14 protein-coding genes and 1 tRNA gene are annotated in these 16,506 nt (G+C 41.2%); 7 read left to right on the top strand and 8 right to left on the bottom strand.

Annotated features, from left to right (window positions below; translation table 11 throughout):
• Positions 1-326: 326 nt before the first annotated feature.
• Positions 327-437: transfer RNA gene (locus tag MSBRW_RS15950), tRNA-Met, on the top strand.
• Between the two features lie 220 nt (positions 438-657).
• Here the strand turns inward: MSBRW_RS15950 and MSBRW_RS23650 are convergent.
• Positions 658-951, bottom strand: a complete 294-nt coding sequence (locus tag MSBRW_RS23650) for a hypothetical protein (protein WP_230669806.1) — start codon at positions 949-951, stop codon at positions 658-660.
• Between the two features lie 178 nt (positions 952-1,129).
• On the opposite strand from MSBRW_RS23650, the gene MSBRW_RS23640 reads away from it, so the two are divergent.
• The 6 genes from MSBRW_RS23640 (at position 1,130) to MSBRW_RS15930 (ending at position 6,165) form a co-directional block, all read left to right on the top strand.
• Positions 1,130-1,300, top strand: coding sequence for a hypothetical protein (locus MSBRW_RS23640; protein WP_230669804.1), 171 nt, complete (start codon positions 1,130-1,132; stop codon positions 1,298-1,300).
• 4 nt (positions 1,301-1,304) lie between these two features.
• Positions 1,305-1,559 carry a molybdenum formylmethanofuran dehydrogenase subunit gene (locus MSBRW_RS23635; protein ID WP_011306748.1) on the top strand — a complete coding sequence of 85 codons (255 nt, stop codon included), beginning with the start codon at positions 1,305-1,307 and terminating at the stop codon, positions 1,557-1,559.
• The gene (locus MSBRW_RS23630; protein ID WP_011306749.1) at positions 1,556-1,873 is read left to right on the top strand and encodes a formylmethanofuran dehydrogenase subunit C; all 318 of its coding nucleotides are present in this window, start codon (positions 1,556-1,558) and stop codon (positions 1,871-1,873) included. The genes MSBRW_RS23635 and MSBRW_RS23630 overlap by 4 nt, the downstream gene beginning before the upstream one ends.
• Before the next feature lie 72 nt (positions 1,874-1,945).
• Complete coding sequence (locus MSBRW_RS15940; RefSeq protein ID WP_048103271.1) at positions 1,946-3,289, top strand: formylmethanofuran dehydrogenase subunit B; 1,344 nt, start codon at positions 1,946-1,948, stop codon at positions 3,287-3,289.
• A 965-nt stretch (positions 3,290-4,254) separates the two neighbouring features.
• Positions 4,255-4,707 (top strand): hemerythrin domain-containing protein, encoded by a 453-nt coding sequence (locus tag MSBRW_RS15935; RefSeq protein WP_011306751.1) that lies wholly within the window; start codon positions 4,255-4,257, stop codon positions 4,705-4,707.
• Positions 4,708-5,160: 453 nt separating this feature from the next.
• Entirely contained in the window at positions 5,161-6,165 is a 1,005-nt protein-coding gene (locus tag MSBRW_RS15930; protein WP_080565424.1) for a phosphate signaling complex PhoU family protein, read from the top strand.
• Here the strand turns inward: MSBRW_RS15930 and MSBRW_RS15925 are convergent.
• From MSBRW_RS15925 to cobN, 7 genes are all read right to left on the bottom strand, one after another.
• Positions 6,152-6,379, bottom strand: coding sequence for a hypothetical protein (locus MSBRW_RS15925; RefSeq protein WP_048102744.1), 228 nt, complete (start codon positions 6,377-6,379; stop codon positions 6,152-6,154). The two genes, MSBRW_RS15930 and MSBRW_RS15925, sit on opposite strands and share 14 nt — an antisense overlap.
• Entirely contained in the window at positions 6,372-7,100 is a 729-nt protein-coding gene (locus tag MSBRW_RS15920; protein WP_011306753.1) for an ABC transporter permease, read from the bottom strand. Before MSBRW_RS15920 ends, MSBRW_RS15925 begins: the two co-directional genes overlap by 8 nt.
• Positions 7,097-7,864 (bottom strand): ABC transporter ATP-binding protein, encoded by a 768-nt coding sequence (locus tag MSBRW_RS15915; RefSeq protein ID WP_011306754.1) that lies wholly within the window; start codon positions 7,862-7,864, stop codon positions 7,097-7,099. Before MSBRW_RS15915 ends, MSBRW_RS15920 begins: the two co-directional genes overlap by 4 nt.
• The gene (locus MSBRW_RS15910; RefSeq protein WP_011306755.1) at positions 7,861-8,754 is read right to left on the bottom strand and encodes an energy-coupling factor transporter transmembrane component T family protein; all 894 of its coding nucleotides are present in this window, start codon (positions 8,752-8,754) and stop codon (positions 7,861-7,863) included. Before MSBRW_RS15910 ends, MSBRW_RS15915 begins: the two co-directional genes overlap by 4 nt.
• A 13-nt stretch (positions 8,755-8,767) precedes the next feature.
• The gene (locus tag MSBRW_RS15905; protein WP_011306756.1) at positions 8,768-10,660 is read right to left on the bottom strand and encodes an ABC transporter ATP-binding protein; all 1,893 of its coding nucleotides are present in this window, start codon (positions 10,658-10,660) and stop codon (positions 8,768-8,770) included.
• 242 nt (positions 10,661-10,902) lie between these two features.
• Positions 10,903-12,480 carry a hypothetical protein gene (locus MSBRW_RS15900; RefSeq protein ID WP_011306757.1) on the bottom strand — a complete coding sequence of 526 codons (1,578 nt, stop codon included), beginning with the start codon at positions 12,478-12,480 and terminating at the stop codon, positions 10,903-10,905.
• 16 nt (positions 12,481-12,496) lie between these two features.
• A complete protein-coding gene (gene cobN / locus MSBRW_RS15895; protein ID WP_048102746.1) occupies positions 12,497-16,501 on the bottom strand; it encodes a cobaltochelatase subunit CobN in 4,005 nt (1,334 codons plus the stop codon).
• Between the last annotated feature and the right edge of the window lie 5 nt (positions 16,502-16,506).

Raw genomic sequence — 16,506 nt, 5'->3', positions numbered from 1 at the left:
AACCTCTTTTGTTCCTTCTTCTTGATCGGATAACAGGAGACCACTGGATATCTCACCTCTTCTTCTTGATCGGATAACAGGAGATCACCGGATATCTCACCTTAATGATGACAGTACCACTCTTGTATATCCTTGAACGGACTCTTATGATCCGTCGCGGCTAGTTCGTAGAAGTCCAGTTCCCTGTCGATTCCTGGCAGTGCTATTCTGTCAAGATCTTCCCACGCTCAGACCACTTCTTTATATAAATCTTTACGAAAAACTCCAGTTTTTCGGCATTCCGATCGTTAGCCTTTAATATATCTTTGTACATTTGTGTGTTGCAAGCCCGGATAGCCTAGATGGTTGGGGCGCCAGACTCATAGGGACAATTATATGAGGCGTCTTTAATCTCCTGAGATATCTGGAGGTCGCGTGTTCGAGTCACGCTCCGGGCACTTTATTTTTATTTGATGTATTTTTAACTATTTTGCCCTAATTTTGTCTTAATTTCTCATTCAGGTATATGCCCTAGGCAATTAATTTTAAACTCTCACATATTTTACATGCTATTTTTGTGTTTTATCCCAAAATTATTTCGTTTTTTAATTTCTTTTGATACTGTTTTCTGCAGCTCACGGACAACATGTATTGAGAATAAACATTGTTTAAATACAATTATATATTATATTTATTATAATTATATGCACAGTATCTTCTTCTCTGATGTTCGTGCTCAAAAATAAGAGCGTTTGACCTGTGGGGTGTATGCATTGCATAAAAACTCTCAATTAGAGAAAGAAACTTATGACCTGGATCATGTCCGAGGCGTTCAGGAAACAGATATTCAGTGAATGCCACAAATGAGCTAAATGACAGAAGTGCACTCGGGGCATAAATCGTGAACTTATCCTCTATGACCTTGCGATCCTGACCAGAGCCAACCCTGCCCAAACAATTGGCATGGTTCACAGAAAAGGTTCTCTTGGAGTGGACGCTGATGGAGATGTTACAGTCTTAACATAAATCCACAGCAGCTTGAAGTAAACAACTACGAGTTTCTTCTCCGAACCTTCAGGAAGGCAGAATACACTGTAAAAGACAGCGAAAAGACGGCGAAATCGTGGTTGTGAACGGTGAAGTTGTTTCTTTGACTGGAAAGAGGACGTATTATTCCAAAGTAGATGTAGAAGACGAGCGGGAAAAGGAGATGTTGTCCGACGTGAAGGAATGGTTCAGGTACTGTAGGTTTTGCCACTATCCGACTCCAGAGAAGTATCTGGAAAACCCTACTCCCATAAAGATTAACGTTGTGAGGTGAGGGAATGACAGAGGGAGTTCTTATTTATAAAAATGAAATTGAGGGTAAACTTGAGGCAGTTATAAAGCCTGGCTCATTTACTGGCGAAAATGCTGGAGAAATGGCAGAAGTAATACTTATTCCTAAAAAAGCGATTGACATTAAGCTGGGAGCCGATGTTATAACTCTTGATTCTTTTGCAGGCAAAAGTGCCGAAGAAATCGGAAAACTGTCTGTCTGGCAGGGGCCAAAACCTATTCTCTCTGAGTTTTTGAAGTGATAGGTAATGGTGGTAGTTCTGAAGCTGAGACTCTGATCCGCATAAAAGGTGGCGTAGTGAGGATCAAAAGAATCGATGAAAGCATGAGCGCAGGAAAAATCGAAATTGAAGGTTCTGCTGGAATGCACGTAGGCACCGGGATGAAAGGAAGAGAGATCATCGTCGTTTGCGGAGACGCGGATTCCTGGGCAGGTATGGAAATGACATGTACTCTTGAACATAAAAGGCAATGCCGGAGATCATGTGGGCTGCGTTTACAGAGGGGAACTGATACTCTTTCTACAGGGTCTCCCCGCATAAGGGCGTTCCAGTAACGATTGAGCCTAGATGAAGAGGTTCTCAGTGCCGAAGATGTAGTGTTAAAAATTTATATCGGAGCGGTGAGCATGATTTTCAAAAATATAATCTGTCCGGTCTGTGGAGCAGCCTGTGACGACATCCAGGTCGAATTCGGAGACGGAAAAATTGAAGTAAAAAATGCATGTAAGATGGGAAATGCCAAATTTCAGGAAATTGTAAGTTCCCACAGGATTATGCAGCCTCTTATAAAAGTTAGGGGAAAACTGACACCTGCTGCCTGGGATGAAGCTCTTGAGAAAGCTGCCGATATTCTTGTTTCGGCAAAGCGTCCACTGCTGTTCATGGGCAGTGAAACCTCATGTGAAGCACATGAAATTGGGCTCAAGATCGGAGAATACCTTGGTGCGATTGTTGATTCCAATTCTACTGTCTGCCACGGGCCAACAGCTATGGGAATCCAGGAAGCCGGGAAAGTCGGTGCAACCGAAGGGCAGAAAAAAAACAGGGGAGACCTAATAGTCTACTGGGGAACCAATCCTCTTGAATCCATGCCGAGACAGATGTCAAGGTACGCAGTTTTTCCGAGAGGTTACTGGACAAAACGCGGACGTTTTGACAGGACAATTATCACTGTAGACCCAAGAAAAACCCCAACCACTGAAGCTTCTGATCTGCATGTTCAGCTCAAACCTGACTCGGATTTTGAACTGATAAGTGCACTTCTAACCTTGCTTCACGGAAAAACTCCTCATCCTTCAGTAGAAGAGATTACTGGAGTTCCAATCCCTGTTATGGAAGATATGCTCGATCTGATGAAGAACTGCACCTTTGGGGCTATTTCAGTAGGTCTCGGGCTTGCTTCTTCAATGGGAAAGTACAGGAACTCCGAGATTGCCATGAACCTCGTAAAGGAACTGAACAACTACGCCAAGTTCACCCTTGGAGCTCTCCGCGGTCACTGCAACGTGGCAGGCTTTAACCAGGTAGCTGCCTACATGTATGGCTATCCCTTTGGGATTGACTTCATGCGTGGGCACCCACGTTATAACCCTGGAGAATTCACAACCGTGGACGTGCTTCGAGAAAAAGATGTTGACGCAGCTTTCGTTATGTGTGCTGATCTTGTATCTCATATCCCTGCAGATTGTGCGGCTTACCTTGCAAAAATTCCAATGATTTGCCTGGACATCGCTCCATGCCCGACAGTATCTGCTTCGGGGATTGTACTTCCTGGAGTCATTGATGCTATGGAATGCGACGGTACCTTCTACAGGCTCGACGATGTGCCAGTTCACTTCGAACCTTTTACAAGCTCGCCTTTTAAGTTTACAAAGAGCAACGAAGACACCTTAAAACAGCTCTTTGAGAAAATTAGAAAAAAAAGAGATCAGGCTATTTCTCTTCCTTCTATAAATAAAGAAGGAGAATAACTGATATCTGGAAATTTGCCTTAATCTTCGGAGCTCTACCAATAATCAATTTGGAGTAATGTACTCGAGGCACAAAATTGAGTACAATCTACGTTATTCTCAAAGGAGTCTTGATTGTTTGTACCTACTGTTCTCATTGAGCTGATCCCAAAACTCAAAATTGCTTCTCTGAATTCTGTATTCCGAATAATCAATCAAGTTTCTGATCATGAAAACAATCCTGAAAATTCTTGATGATTAAGAACTTAATGGCTTTTGGGATAAGCTCATTGATTAATATAGGAATGCTAAAGTATTAAAAGAAATAGACTTCTGAATCGTTGCTTACGTGCATTATTTATTGAAAAAATATAGTTTAGGTTTGCGAACAGACTTTAAGTATTTTTCAGATTTGCAGGAAGTTTCAGCTCTTACTTCCTGCAATTCAAAATATCCTTTTTTTCTAATTGATGTTTTCCGAGAAACGCAATCAGAAACGAACAAAAGAATAAATAAATGCGATACTTTTTCCTCAAAATATTGTGTTTTGCAGGAAATTTTAACAGACGTTTCCCAATTCCAATAATATTATAGCAAAAATGGAGTTCATCCCAAAACCAGTTTTATACTCAAAATTGATAAGAATTTCAGAACTATTTTCCGTAATCAGAAACCATTGATTATTCTTAATTCCATATTTGGAGAAGCAGTTTTGAGTTATGGGATAGGCTCGGGGAAAATGTAGAAAGAGTCTTATGCATATGTTTTTCAATTTATGTTTTTCAATAATTCATGTTCGCTACTTATAATTGCAATAACAATTTGAAAAGTGAAATTATTTTGGGATAAAATATACGTTCTTTTTAAATACATCCTCCTTTATATTAAACTAGTGTTGCGTCAGCATTAAAGCGTTGTATATTATTAGTTAAAATAATTCAGAATTATTTTATCCTTGAGAATTGACGTGACACCAGGGGGAAATTATGGAAACCATTTATGATGTCCTTAAAGAAGAGCATGAGCAGATGTCTGAACTTCTCCGGCAAGCATTGCAGGACGGATCAAGGGTAAGTTTTTTTAAAGTAAAGCTTAAAGCTGACCCTCATATGATGGGAGAAGAAAGAATCTTCTATCCGGTACTTGAAGAGGTAGAAGAACTACGTGAGCTTATGAGTCAAGCTCATAAAGAACACAATGAGGCAAAAACTCTGATTTTCGAAATAGAAGGTATGGAAGAAAGAGATGAAGAATGGGCTCCTAAACTCACTGAACTGAAACAAATCATAGACCTTCATATTGCAGAAGAGGAAAGTATAGTTTTTGAAAAGGCCCGGAATATCTTGAGTCCGGAGAAAGCAGAAGACATGGCTCAACAATACATTGAGTTCAAAAGGAGTTACATGAACAGGATAGAGACTGGGGGACCTGTTGTATAAAAAAATGATTCTTTTGTACTTGAGACCAATTTCTTGTTAATTGGTTCTCTCTATTTTTTTGTCCTCTTTGCTTTCCTGATCTCTCGTTAACGTTTTTCTTTATTTTTCATCCTTCTCTTCTTCTTCACCATTCTATGCTCTTGTTAATTGGATTTATCGTTACTTGAATGTGATTAGTATAGTATTTACAGAATTATCTTGTACTTGTTGCAAAAAAAAGTTTTACGGGAAAAGTACCTTTCAGAAAACTAGTTTTATATGCTTTTATATCGGATTTTTATCATAACTCTATGTTTCTCTATAATTTGGTAATTGATCCTATATACCATAATTAGACATAGCTACTATATTTTATTTCTCTTTTTAGTGTTCTATTTTTAAGATACCTTTATATATCACTTTCCTCTATATAGTTCCTTTAATAATTATTAGAATTCCCTAGGGGGCTTGTTTATCACAAAGGATAAAAGAAAAGTTCAGTTTACCGGAAATTCTACTTATATTGTATCCCTCCCCATAAAATGGGTTCGGGATATAGGACTTGAGGCCGGTGACACTCTTACGCTCACACCCATGCCTAATAAAACTCTGCTTGTTTCTTCCAGTGCAGTTTCAAAGGAACACTCTACCCTCAATGCAACGATCGATTATATTCACTCTGACAGTGCAGAAAATAATCTCAGGATTCTTATTTCTCATTATCTTGTGGGCTATGATGTTATCAGACTGACTACCAAAAAAGGCTTTAGTGCCCATGACCGCAAGTTCATCAAAGATTCCGTGCGTCAAAAGCTCATAGGGCTTGAACTTATTGAAGAATCTCGGAATGAGCTGGTCTTCCAGTGTCTTCTGAACTACAATGATCTTCCACTTACCAGGGTAATTAGAAACATGTATGGACTTGTACTTTCCATGCTTGAGGACTCCATGACTGCTCTAAGGGACCATAATGTTGAGATTGCTGAAGATGTCGTTCAGAGAGATGACGATGTGGATCGCTTTTATCTTCTTGCCGTCCGCCAGCTCAAGGCTTCAATTGAAGATATCGAGCTCTCTGAAAAGATTGGAATTCGGCATCCAAGAGAATGCCTGGGATACAGACTTATTACGAAAAGTATTGAACGCGTAGGAGATCACGCTGTAAAGATAGCAAAAAGTGTCCTGAAAATGGATTCCGGAATTAGCGCTGATGACTCCATCTTCAAGATGGCTGACCTCTCCTGTAAAGTTTTTGAAAGCTCAATAGACTCCATGGCCGAAGAAGACCCGCAGGCTATTAACAAAATCGTCGTAGAGGCAAAGAAAGTGTCTCAGTTCGGATTTTCTCTGGAGCCACAGGATTGTGAAGGTTCAGATAATATTGAACTCAGCATGATCTTGGAGAGCCTGAGGAGGGTCTCGGAATACAGCGCTGACATTGCAGAAGTTGCAATAAATATGAACATTAAGCGGGTCTGAACCTAAAAGGTTTGGATTTCGATTTTTTGTCTTTTCTTGTCGGCTCATTTTTTTCTATTTTTTTTCTTATCTGATTTTTTTCTTCTTTTTGTTTGTCTGATTTTTTTTCTTCTTTTTTCCAGTTTTTATTTATTCCTACGTTTATTAAATTCCTTTTTTGCCTTTTTACTTCACTCCTCTTCTCTACTTTACTCTTCTTTTCTTTTTCACACAAATGCCTTCCTGAACTGATAAGTCCCAAGAAGTACCATAATTCCGGCTCCTATGGCCAGGCTTATGAGTCCATGAACAGGCATTCCTCCTTCAAACAGAGTTCTTGTGCTGTCTATTGCATAACTTACAGGATTGAGTCTGGCCAGAAACCTCAACCATGCAGGCATGACGTCATAGGGCATGAGTGCACTGCTGGTGAAGAACAAAGGCATGCTGATCATGCTATTAACAGCCGCATAGCTGTCATGGTCGCTTAAGTGCATTCCTATCATAGTTGAGAGAGCAGAAAAAAATACTGAAAACAAAAACAGTGTGAAATATATTAATATTAACTGCACAGGGTTCAATATCCTTACTCCAAGAAGAGTAGCTATTATGAGTATCACAGTCGCCTGCATCAAGCCTCTTACGCTGATAAATAGGATTTTTCCATAAAGCATGCTTTCTCGTGGCGAGGGCATGGCAAGGAACTTATTCAAAAAACCAAGTATCTTATCAAAAATCATAAGAGATCCTCCTTGCAGGGAAGAAAAAAGCATAGTCATGACAAGAATTCCAGGGGTTATATATTCGAGGTAATTATCCGTAAACTTTGTTGGCAAAGCCAGCCCTACAAATACCAGCCAGGCTGCAGGCATTACGAGTGAGGAAATAACGGTAACCCTTCCCCTTAGCCATTTTACAAGATCCCTCTCAAAATAGTAGTATACTGCTTTCATCATCTTCGCCTCAGAAGGTTTCTGAACTGGGTTGAATTAAATCCTTCCTGCTCTTCAGGAGTTTTAACGTTTTCAAGGAAAACGTCATTAAGGGAGGCGTGTTCCCCTATGGAGTGTGTAAGGTTTTCAGGAGAGCCGATAACTGCAATTCGTCCTTTATCGATAATAGCAACCCTATTGCAGTATTTTTCTGCCTCTTCGAGGTAGTGCGTAGTCATGAAGATGGTCATCCCTTCGGCCTTGAGCATCCTGATATGCTCCCATATCTTCTTTCTGCCACTCACATCCAGTCCAAGGGTCGGTTCATCCAGAAACAGAACCTCAGGTTCGTGCACAAGCGCCTGAGCAAGTTCAAGGCGCCTTCTCATTCCTCCGGAGTATGTTGCTACAAGGTCACCGGCACGATCTGAAAGCCCCATCATTTCAATCACTTCATCTACCTTTGACTCCCTATTAGGGATGCCATAGAGTTTCGCATAAAGCAGTACATTTTCCCTACCTGTGAGTTTTCGGTCAACTGCCATATCCTGGGGTACATAGCTTATCTTTGACCTTACTTTTTTGGATTCTTTTACTATATCATATCCACAGACTTTTGCAGTCCCACTGCTGGGTTTTAGTAGAGTTGTAAGCATCATAACTGTCGTACTTTTGCCTGCTCCATTAGGGCCAAGAAGGCCAAAGATCTCATTTCCAACATCAAGGTCAAGATTGTCAACAGCAAGCAGGTTTCCAAAGTATCTGGATAATTTTCTTATTTCTATCAAAGGTATCCCCCTGCAATTGCATAAACAGGTCTTAAACTTGAAGTATAATAAATTCCACTTGTATACATATTGTAAAGAAGTTTTATGACAACAATACTTATGGCTGCAAAAACAAAAACTGTAATCATTACTTTGTCAATGTTTGAAAACTCCAGTTTTTTGAGAGATGTCCTATCGGGATTTGCCCGAAAAGCCCTACTCTGAATTGAAACTGCAAGGGTTCCTGTTCTCCTTACACAGTTTGCGAGAGTCGGGGTTAATATATTGAGTAATGTTTTTATGATTCCTGACCCAAATTTTTTCGGATTAAATCCCCTGAGCCGCTGGACTGTTATCACGGTAGCTACTTCAGTGATTATTATTGGCAGAAATCTTACTGCTGTGATTACCATAAAAGCTACGCTATAAGGTACCTTGAGTCCTACCAGACCGTTTAACATATCCCTTGAGTCAGTGGTCCAGCACATTAACAGTCCAAGAGAAAGGATTGAAGCCGATCTAAGGCCCTGAACTGCGCCGTGATGAAGTCCTTCCTCATATACGAACAGACCGCCGCCTGTCAACCATCCCAAAACCGGAAAATCGGGACGGATTATAGTAAAAATCACAGTTCTCGGAAGTTGAGAATAAAAGAGAGCCTGTGAGTAAATAGTTCCCCAGATCAAAAGTACAAGCAATATCACCAGGGTCTTGATCTTTATTGCCGGCATTTTTGCAATTACGAATCCTGAGAGTATGATCAGAAATAACAAAAACATCGTTTTCTGGTTATCCAGGGACACAGCGACAAAAACAGTGGAAATCAGGATAAGGATCTTAGCTCTTGGGTCCATTCTGTGAATAACTGTATCTTTAATTGTTGGTTCTGCAATTGATCTTGCACCTATCATCCGGAATATCCCCTTAACATTTTATCCCCTCAATACTTCTGGAGTTTATCTCTTCAACATTTCCGGAGTTTATCCCTTCAACACTTCCGGAGTTTATCCCTTCAACACTTCTGGAAGTCAGCGTTTTCACAAGTTCTTTAACTGAAAAGGCATTGATTCCCAGATGATTTGCGATCTCAACAACCGGAGGCTGGGTAAGTGAGGATTTTTTGAGGGTTTCATTATCTTTTATAACCTCTTTTCCCTTTCCGTCCGCTATGATCTGCCCATCATTCATTACCAGAATTCTTGTGGCATAGGACATGGCTACCTCAATATCGTGTGTGCAGAAAATCAGTGTCGAATTATTATTTTTGAAAAAATCCATCATCTGTTCTATATTCACTTTATCTTGCCCTGTTGTGGGTTCATCGAGAAGAATAAGTTCTGGATTTATGGAAAGTACCGAAGCGACGGCTGTCCTGAGTCTTTGCCCTCTGCTCAGAGCTTGAGGGAGGTCATGCCTGAGAGGCAGAATTGACATGGCTTCAAGAGAGTTTCTTACTCTTTCCTCAATATTGCTGTATTTTAATTGAACAGGTCCAAACCTTACTTCTTCCTCAGCTGAATCACAGAAGAGCATTAGGTCAGGGTTCTGGAATACAAATCCGACTTTACCTGCAAAGGAGTATGGATTCTTGGATCTTGTGTCTTCCTCAAAAACCTTTACATTTCCTTTATCTGGTTTGAGAATGGCAGCAAGGTGTAAAAGCAGGGTTGACTTACCCGAGCCGTTCGTGCCCATAATCGCAACCCTCTCACCTTTACGGATTTCCAGATTTATTCCTTTCAATACCATCTTGTTTTTCTCATATCCTGACCATAGGTCCTGAATGGAAATAATTGAATCATTGTTTTCAGAATCATTATTTCTATAAGCATTATTTCCATGAGCATTGTTTTCAGAATCATTATTCCCATGAGTATTTTTTTCAGAATCATTATTTCCATGAGCATTATTTTCAATGGAAGCGTTCCTTGAACTGGTCTTGGTTACAGGATTTTTATCCGGATTCAGAAGAAGTTGAGGAATTCTATTATTTTCTTTAATTTCTCTGTCTAGTACAGCAAGAGCTCCGCTGACACTCAAAGGGCTGGCTTTAATTCCAAGGCTATGGCAGAGCTCGACTGGTTCAGGAATTCGAAGCCCTAGCCTGTAAAATATCTCAAGATTATCAAAAGCTTTTGAAGCGGGCTGATCAAAGACTATTTTTCCATTGTCCATTATAACAACTCTGTCTACAAATGGTGCAAGCTCATGTAGTCTGTGTTCCACCAGCAGAATAGTTGTTTTCAGTTTTCTGTTGAGTTCCCTTACTGTATTCAGGACTTCGTGCGTGCCCATGGGGTCCATCTGGCTTACAGGTTCATCCATGGCAAGGATTTCAGGCTCCATTGCAAGCATACTTGCAATGCAGATCCTCTGTTTCTGTCCACCGGAAAGTGAATTTGTCGAGTTCAGTCTGAGATCGGACATCCCTACAATTTGCAGGGCTTCTGTTACCTTTTTATCAATTTCTTTTTGCTCAAAGCAGAGGTTTTCAGGCCCAAAAGCTACTTCGTCCTCAACTATTGTAGAAAATATCTGGTCATCTGGATTCTGAAACACAAGGCCTACTTCTTTCGAAATTTCCATCTGGTTTGAATCAGTGGTTTCCATCCCTTTGACTTTCACACTTCCTGATAATATTCCTCCAGATTCATGAGGGATGATTCCGTTTAATGTTTTTAATAAAGTACTTTTTCCACATCCAGTAGGTCCTGTGAGGAGAACAAATTCTCCTTTTTCGACTCTAAGGTTAACTCCCTTTAAAGTCGGTTCCGATCTTCCTGGATATGTGTACCATAGGTCTTTGATTTCTATCATTGTACCACAACCTTTCCAAATGAAAACTTGCCCGCAAACCTTTTGAGAAAAGGTTTGATCGAAAAACCTTTACGGCGGCGTGATCAACCGGCGCAACTGTTGGGCTTGAGCGAAAACCCTGATTAATGTCGCAATCCTTTCCAAATGAAAGCCTGACCACAAGCCTTTTGAGAAAAGGCTTGAGCGAAAACCCTGAGTAATGTCGCAATTCTTTCTAAATGAAAACCTGACCACGGTTAGTGTCACTCTACCACCTTCTTTAGTCTATTTCCAAGGCTTATTCCGAACCAGGTTCCTATGAAGGTGTAGAGGAACCCATCGATCAGTAGATTTACAGCTATGTACCAGTTGCTGTAGAAAAGTCTGTAGAGGACCATCCAGACACTGAAGGAAACATATCCGCTGATCACGTCTGAAAATCCGCAAATAATTCCCATTTTCAACCTGTTATCTGGAGCTGGATTTTTACCGGTTACACCTGCAACATACAACAAAAATTCCAGGATTATCGCGTTGATTGACAGTGTTATAAAAGTTATAGGTGTGAAACTTCCTGTTATGAAACCTCCAAGTAGAAACCTGACCATCATAAAAAGGCTTATTACTCCCGGTTTTGGAATCAGGACTACAAGAGATGCAATGAGCATGTAAAGAAGAATCTCATTGAAGAGTCCTGTGAACAGGAAACTGAATGGTCCGAAGATTGCATGGGATAAGTCCCACAGGATGGTCATAGGCAGGCTTATCGCTGCAAAAGAAACCGTGCCGAAAAGGGCAATTAACACAAGATTGCGGGTTTTAAACCTGTCCATAATCTTCCTGGGTCTTGAGAAAAAAAAGCCCAGAGCAGTAATTCCTAGTAAAGAGGCGGCAAACGTAGTTATTATAGGTCCCCATCGCCTTGAGATTGAAGTAATTTTTTGATCTTTTGTTACTGCAATCCAGTCGGTACCTGTGAGTTTTACTTTAACTTTTAGAAGGTAGTCTCCCCCCATTGCATCTGGAGATATATATATAGGAAGGCTTATCAGTGAACTTGATCCTGGAGAAAGGGTTACGGTGGCATAACACAAGGTGTCCGCTTTCATTCCCATAATATCGGGCTTAAACGCTTTTACAGGTTCACCGGTTTTTATGTCAAGAATGTCATATGTGACTATTACATGAATTGTACTATTTCCGGTATTGGTAAGCTCTATCCCCATGTAAGTTGAAGTGAGTTCTTTTTTCTCTATCTTCAGGTCTGTAACCTGTAGCAGCTTTTTGAGTGCAGGGGATGTTTCCTGGACAACAAGGGTATTGGATGGATGGCTGGGATCTCCATATCCGTCTTCGTCTGACGGTACTATGAGTTGGGATACTGAGACAGCATTTGCGACTTCTTCTTTTGAAGCAACTTTAAGCTGGGTTGTACGCACAATAGTATGTTTTGTTCCTTCAACATCAACAACTGCTTTTGCAGTTATGTTGTAAACCCCAAAGGGGGTATCTGCAGGTATATAAAAGTCAACAAGCCTGTACCAGTCATCATACTCGGTCTGAAGTGTAAATGAATTAGCCGAGGGCTCGTGAAGCACAAAACCTTTCGGTAAGTCGAGTTCCACCGTCACATTCATATTGCCGTCATAATAGCTTTCAAAGAAAATATATGCAGAGAGCGTACTGTTTCTAACTGCAAGACCATTTCCTTCTACCCCGTGAGGAACCTGAATTGTGAATGTGGTCATATCTTCAGGTTTGAAATCCTCCTGCTGAACCTGTGCAGCTACGGGCTGTATGATTAACACAAGTACAAGGAGGAGAAAACCTATTTTTTTCATTCCACTACCTTTTTTCTTATTTGAGGATTTTTCGAATTTCCTTCATTTTTGCATCCCAGTCAGGGACGTCTTCAGAACTAATTATATCAACAGCTCCACCCTGAAATTCTCCTTCTCCTGCCAGTTCTTCCATCCAGCTCTCGATCTCAAGATAGGATTTTTTTAATTCTTCAAGAAGCTCGGGGTCAGGCTCCCAGAGTCCTCTTGACTGTGCTTCAAGGAGCCGCCTGGACATTTCCTCAAGGGCATAGGGATTATTCTCTTCAAAAAAGCGGCGCATTTCTTCATCAAGCACGAAGGCCTTTGTGATATCATCAAAAATCCAGTCGTCCACTTTCTGGGTGGAGGCTTCCCATCCATAGACTCTTCCCACTCTTTTAGAAATGTCCTGCGCACCTTTATATCCGTGCTGTTTCATGCCTTCAATCCATTTTGGATTTAAGAGCTTGGCTCTTACGACCCTTCGCATTTCGTCAGCCATGTCCCGGATTTCAACGTGCTGAGGTTCTCGAGTATCGCCAAAGTAAACTTTTACATCTCTTCCGGAAGCCTGCTTGGCTGCAGCTGTAAAGCCTCCGTGGACCCCAAAGTAACAGCAACATCCTAATAGGTCGTACTCGTCGCTTACAACTTTATTAAAGGTGGCATCTACAGTCTTAAGGCTTGACGCAAGCTGAGTGTGAGCTTCCTTGCCTTTTACATCCTTTCCATAAGCATACCCATTCCAGTAAAGGAAGATGTCTGCCAGGTCTTTTTCGTCTTTCCAGGCACTTGCATAGACTGCAAGCTGAACTCCTGCCGAATAAGTCCCGGGTTTGCTAGAAAAGATCCTTAAAGTAGCATCTCTGGAATCCGCTCCTTCTTCAATCATCTGAAGGCTATGTTTTCTTAGATAATTCATCTCTCCAGGTTCATCAAGAGAAGCCACAGCCTGGATTGCTTCGTCTATAACTTCAAGACAGTTTGGGAAATTGTCCCGCAGAATTCCGGAAACTCGGACCGTAACGTCAATTCTGGGCCTGCCTAATTCTTTAAGGGGGATCACGGAGAACCCTTTCAGTTGTCCATTGTTTAGCCAGACTGGTTCAACCCCGATAAGGCTCATTATCTGGGCCATTCCCTCTCCATCAGCCCACATTACATCGTTTGCCATCCAGTAAAATCCCACATTCTCAGGATACCGACCTTCGTCTTCAATGTGCTTATTAATCAGGACCCCTGAGAGTTGCTGTCCTACCCTCCAGGCAGCTTTTGTAGGAATTCTTTTTGGGTCAAGTGAATAAAAATTCCTGCCTGTTGGCAGTACATCATCTCTTCCACGCATGATGAGACCTGAAGGACCTGCAGGGATGTATCCTCCATTAAAACCGTGCAAAAGGGCTTCAATTTCAAGGGAATCATCTATTCTTGATTCAAGGTCAAGGATTCTATTGCAGATCGAAACGGCATCCTCAAGAAGTACGGGATTTATACTCAGATCTTTAATTTCCTGCTCTTCAAAACTTTTTCCTTTAATTTTCTGCTCTTTAAAACCTTTTCCTTCAAAAATCTCTTCAATTATCCTGTTTGGCTCTATTTCAGGATTATTTATCTCTTTGTTGACACTCTGCTCTTCAAAGCTTTTTCCTTTGATATTCTGTTTTTCAAAGCTTTTTCCTTCAAAAATCTCTTTGATTATCCGGGCTGGCTCTTTTTCCGGGTTATTTATAAATGTTCTTATAAGGTCTTTAGAGAGTGAATCTATCTCTTCAAGCAACTGTCCATTTGATTTTCCGTCTTCGGAAATCCGGCTCTGGTCAGAGATCAGTTCATCAAGGTTAAGTTCCAGAAGTTCTGCAATCAACCTTCTAATCGAGACTTTGTTTCCCACACTTCCCTGGTCATCATACCTTAAAATCGAGTTTATGAATTCAACTTTTTTCTCGCCTTCAGGCATTTGTCCGAAGATATGCATCCCGCTTTGGATCTGGGTGTTCCTTATCTTCCCAAGAGCTTCATGCGCTTTTCTTACTACCTCTTCAAAGGGAGTCTGGTCATCGGCTTTTATCTCGGAATTCAGATTCGATTTTTTGATCTCATCAAGGATCAGGTGCTTCAGGGCGTGCTCTCTTCCCTTATCATGTTTCGCCTGTTCGTATTCCCCAAGCAGCCTGTCAAGTTCTGCAAGGTTTTCATAAAGCCCTCCTGAGGTCATGACAGTCTGCATATGGTCTATCAAACAAGCAAGGCTCCGGCGTTTGGCAATTGTACCTTCCGGAGGGTTGTCAGAGTTGTAGATGTAGAGATGGGGAATTGTCCCTATGCTTATATCAGGATAGCAATCTCCTGAAAGCCCGACTCCTTTTCCGGGCAGGAACTCAAGGTTCCCATGGGTCCCCACATGTACGAGTACATCAGCTCCAAAGGTGTTTTCAAGATATCTGTAAGTTGCTAGATACTGATGGGTTGGCGGAACTTCCGGGTCGTGCAGGATCTTGCAGACTTTCCCATCACACCTGGCACCTGCACATCCTCGCTTTGGCTGCACGCAGACCACAGCGTTTTCATACTGCACCCCTGTCACAACGATTTTATTATCATAGACCATGGCAGCAGGAATGCCGTCTACTTCTTCTCCAGGAGGGTTTCCCCAGCTTTCAATTACTCTTTGCTTTACTTTTGGACTCAGGGTATTGAAAAATTTCTCGTATTCTTCTTTTTCCACAAAATCAAGGGCTCCTCCGTTTTTCACTATCTCATTAATGGGAGTCCATCTGAACTCGGAAATTGCTTTTCTCTTGAGAATGGTTTCAATAAGGTCTTTTCCGTTTTCAGGAGGATTGACGACATAACCTGCTTCCTGCATCCGGTTCAGTATCCTTGCCACGCTTTCGAGAGAATCAAGATTTGCAGCGTCTCCTACCGAACCTTCAACACCTGTACAGGGTCTGTTGTGCAGGATAAAGGCAACTTTTCTCTGGTTGACCGGTTTTTTCCTGAGTTCAGTCCATTTTAAAATTCTGGATGCAAATTTTGAGCAGCGTTCTTCGATAGGAAAACGCCCCATGTAATTTCCTTCTTTTTTACCTGCTCCTATCATGATGGGTTCAATTCCGCCTTCAAACTCCGGGAGAGCCACACTCCATCCGATCTCAGTGCTTAATCCCATTGACTCCTGCCATTCCTCAACAGTCATATAGTGTGAAGTTACAGGCTGGAAAACAGGGACGTCAAGTTTTCTCAGGACTTCTATGCCTTTTGCTGCGCACGATGCATTTCTCTCTTCGGTTTTGCTGCTTGCAATAAAAAAAGGAGAAAGCTTTACAAGGCAATCTATAATGGTCCTGCCGTTTTCTATGAAATAATCCTCTATGACCTCATTCATTCCCCTGCTTCCAAGTTCCTCATCTTTCAAGGAATATGCAAAAACAGGGATAATTGATAGGTTAAGATTTTCTAACTCTTTTATCAATTTTTTTTCTATCTCAAGTTCATTGTTTACCCAGGAAGTCCGGGAGATAAGCAGTCCCACGGTTTTATCTTTCAAAGGCCCGTACCAGTTGAGATACTCTTCAACGTTTGAGAATATTTTCTCTGCATCCGGATGATATAACCCATCCCATGGTATCTTTTCAGGAGGTTTTGTTTCAATCTCACATCCAAAAACTTCCTTTAAGAGATAGCGCAGCATATTGGCAAAGTTTTCCTGTCCTCCATAGATGATATAAGAAAAGCATGTAGCTGCAATCTCAAGTTTCACCGAAGAGAGGGTAAGTGAGGAAGGATCACTTCCTACACAGATTACAGGTACCCTCTTTTTTAACGGTTCAAGCTTTTCATAGAAATCTTCCCAGAAAGGGGTTGATGTATAGTATAGAAAGACTGCATCTGCATGTTCGCATGCAAGAAGAACCTTCTCGGCTTCTTCCGGATTATCTTCCAGAATCTTTGAATAGTGGGCTTCAAGCTCTATACCAAGATCGTTGGCGGCCTTGAGGAGAGTGGGAATGTATGAATTCCACGTTATTGAAATAATTTTCATATTTT

Origin of the sequence: Methanosarcina barkeri str. Wiesmoor, from assembly GCF_000969985.1 — an archaeon.
GTDB classification, from domain to species: Archaea; Halobacteriota; Methanosarcinia; order Methanosarcinales; family Methanosarcinaceae; genus Methanosarcina; species Methanosarcina barkeri_B.
The sequence above is the reverse complement of the archived record's forward strand: the minus strand, read 5'-3'. Positions and strand labels throughout refer to the sequence as shown.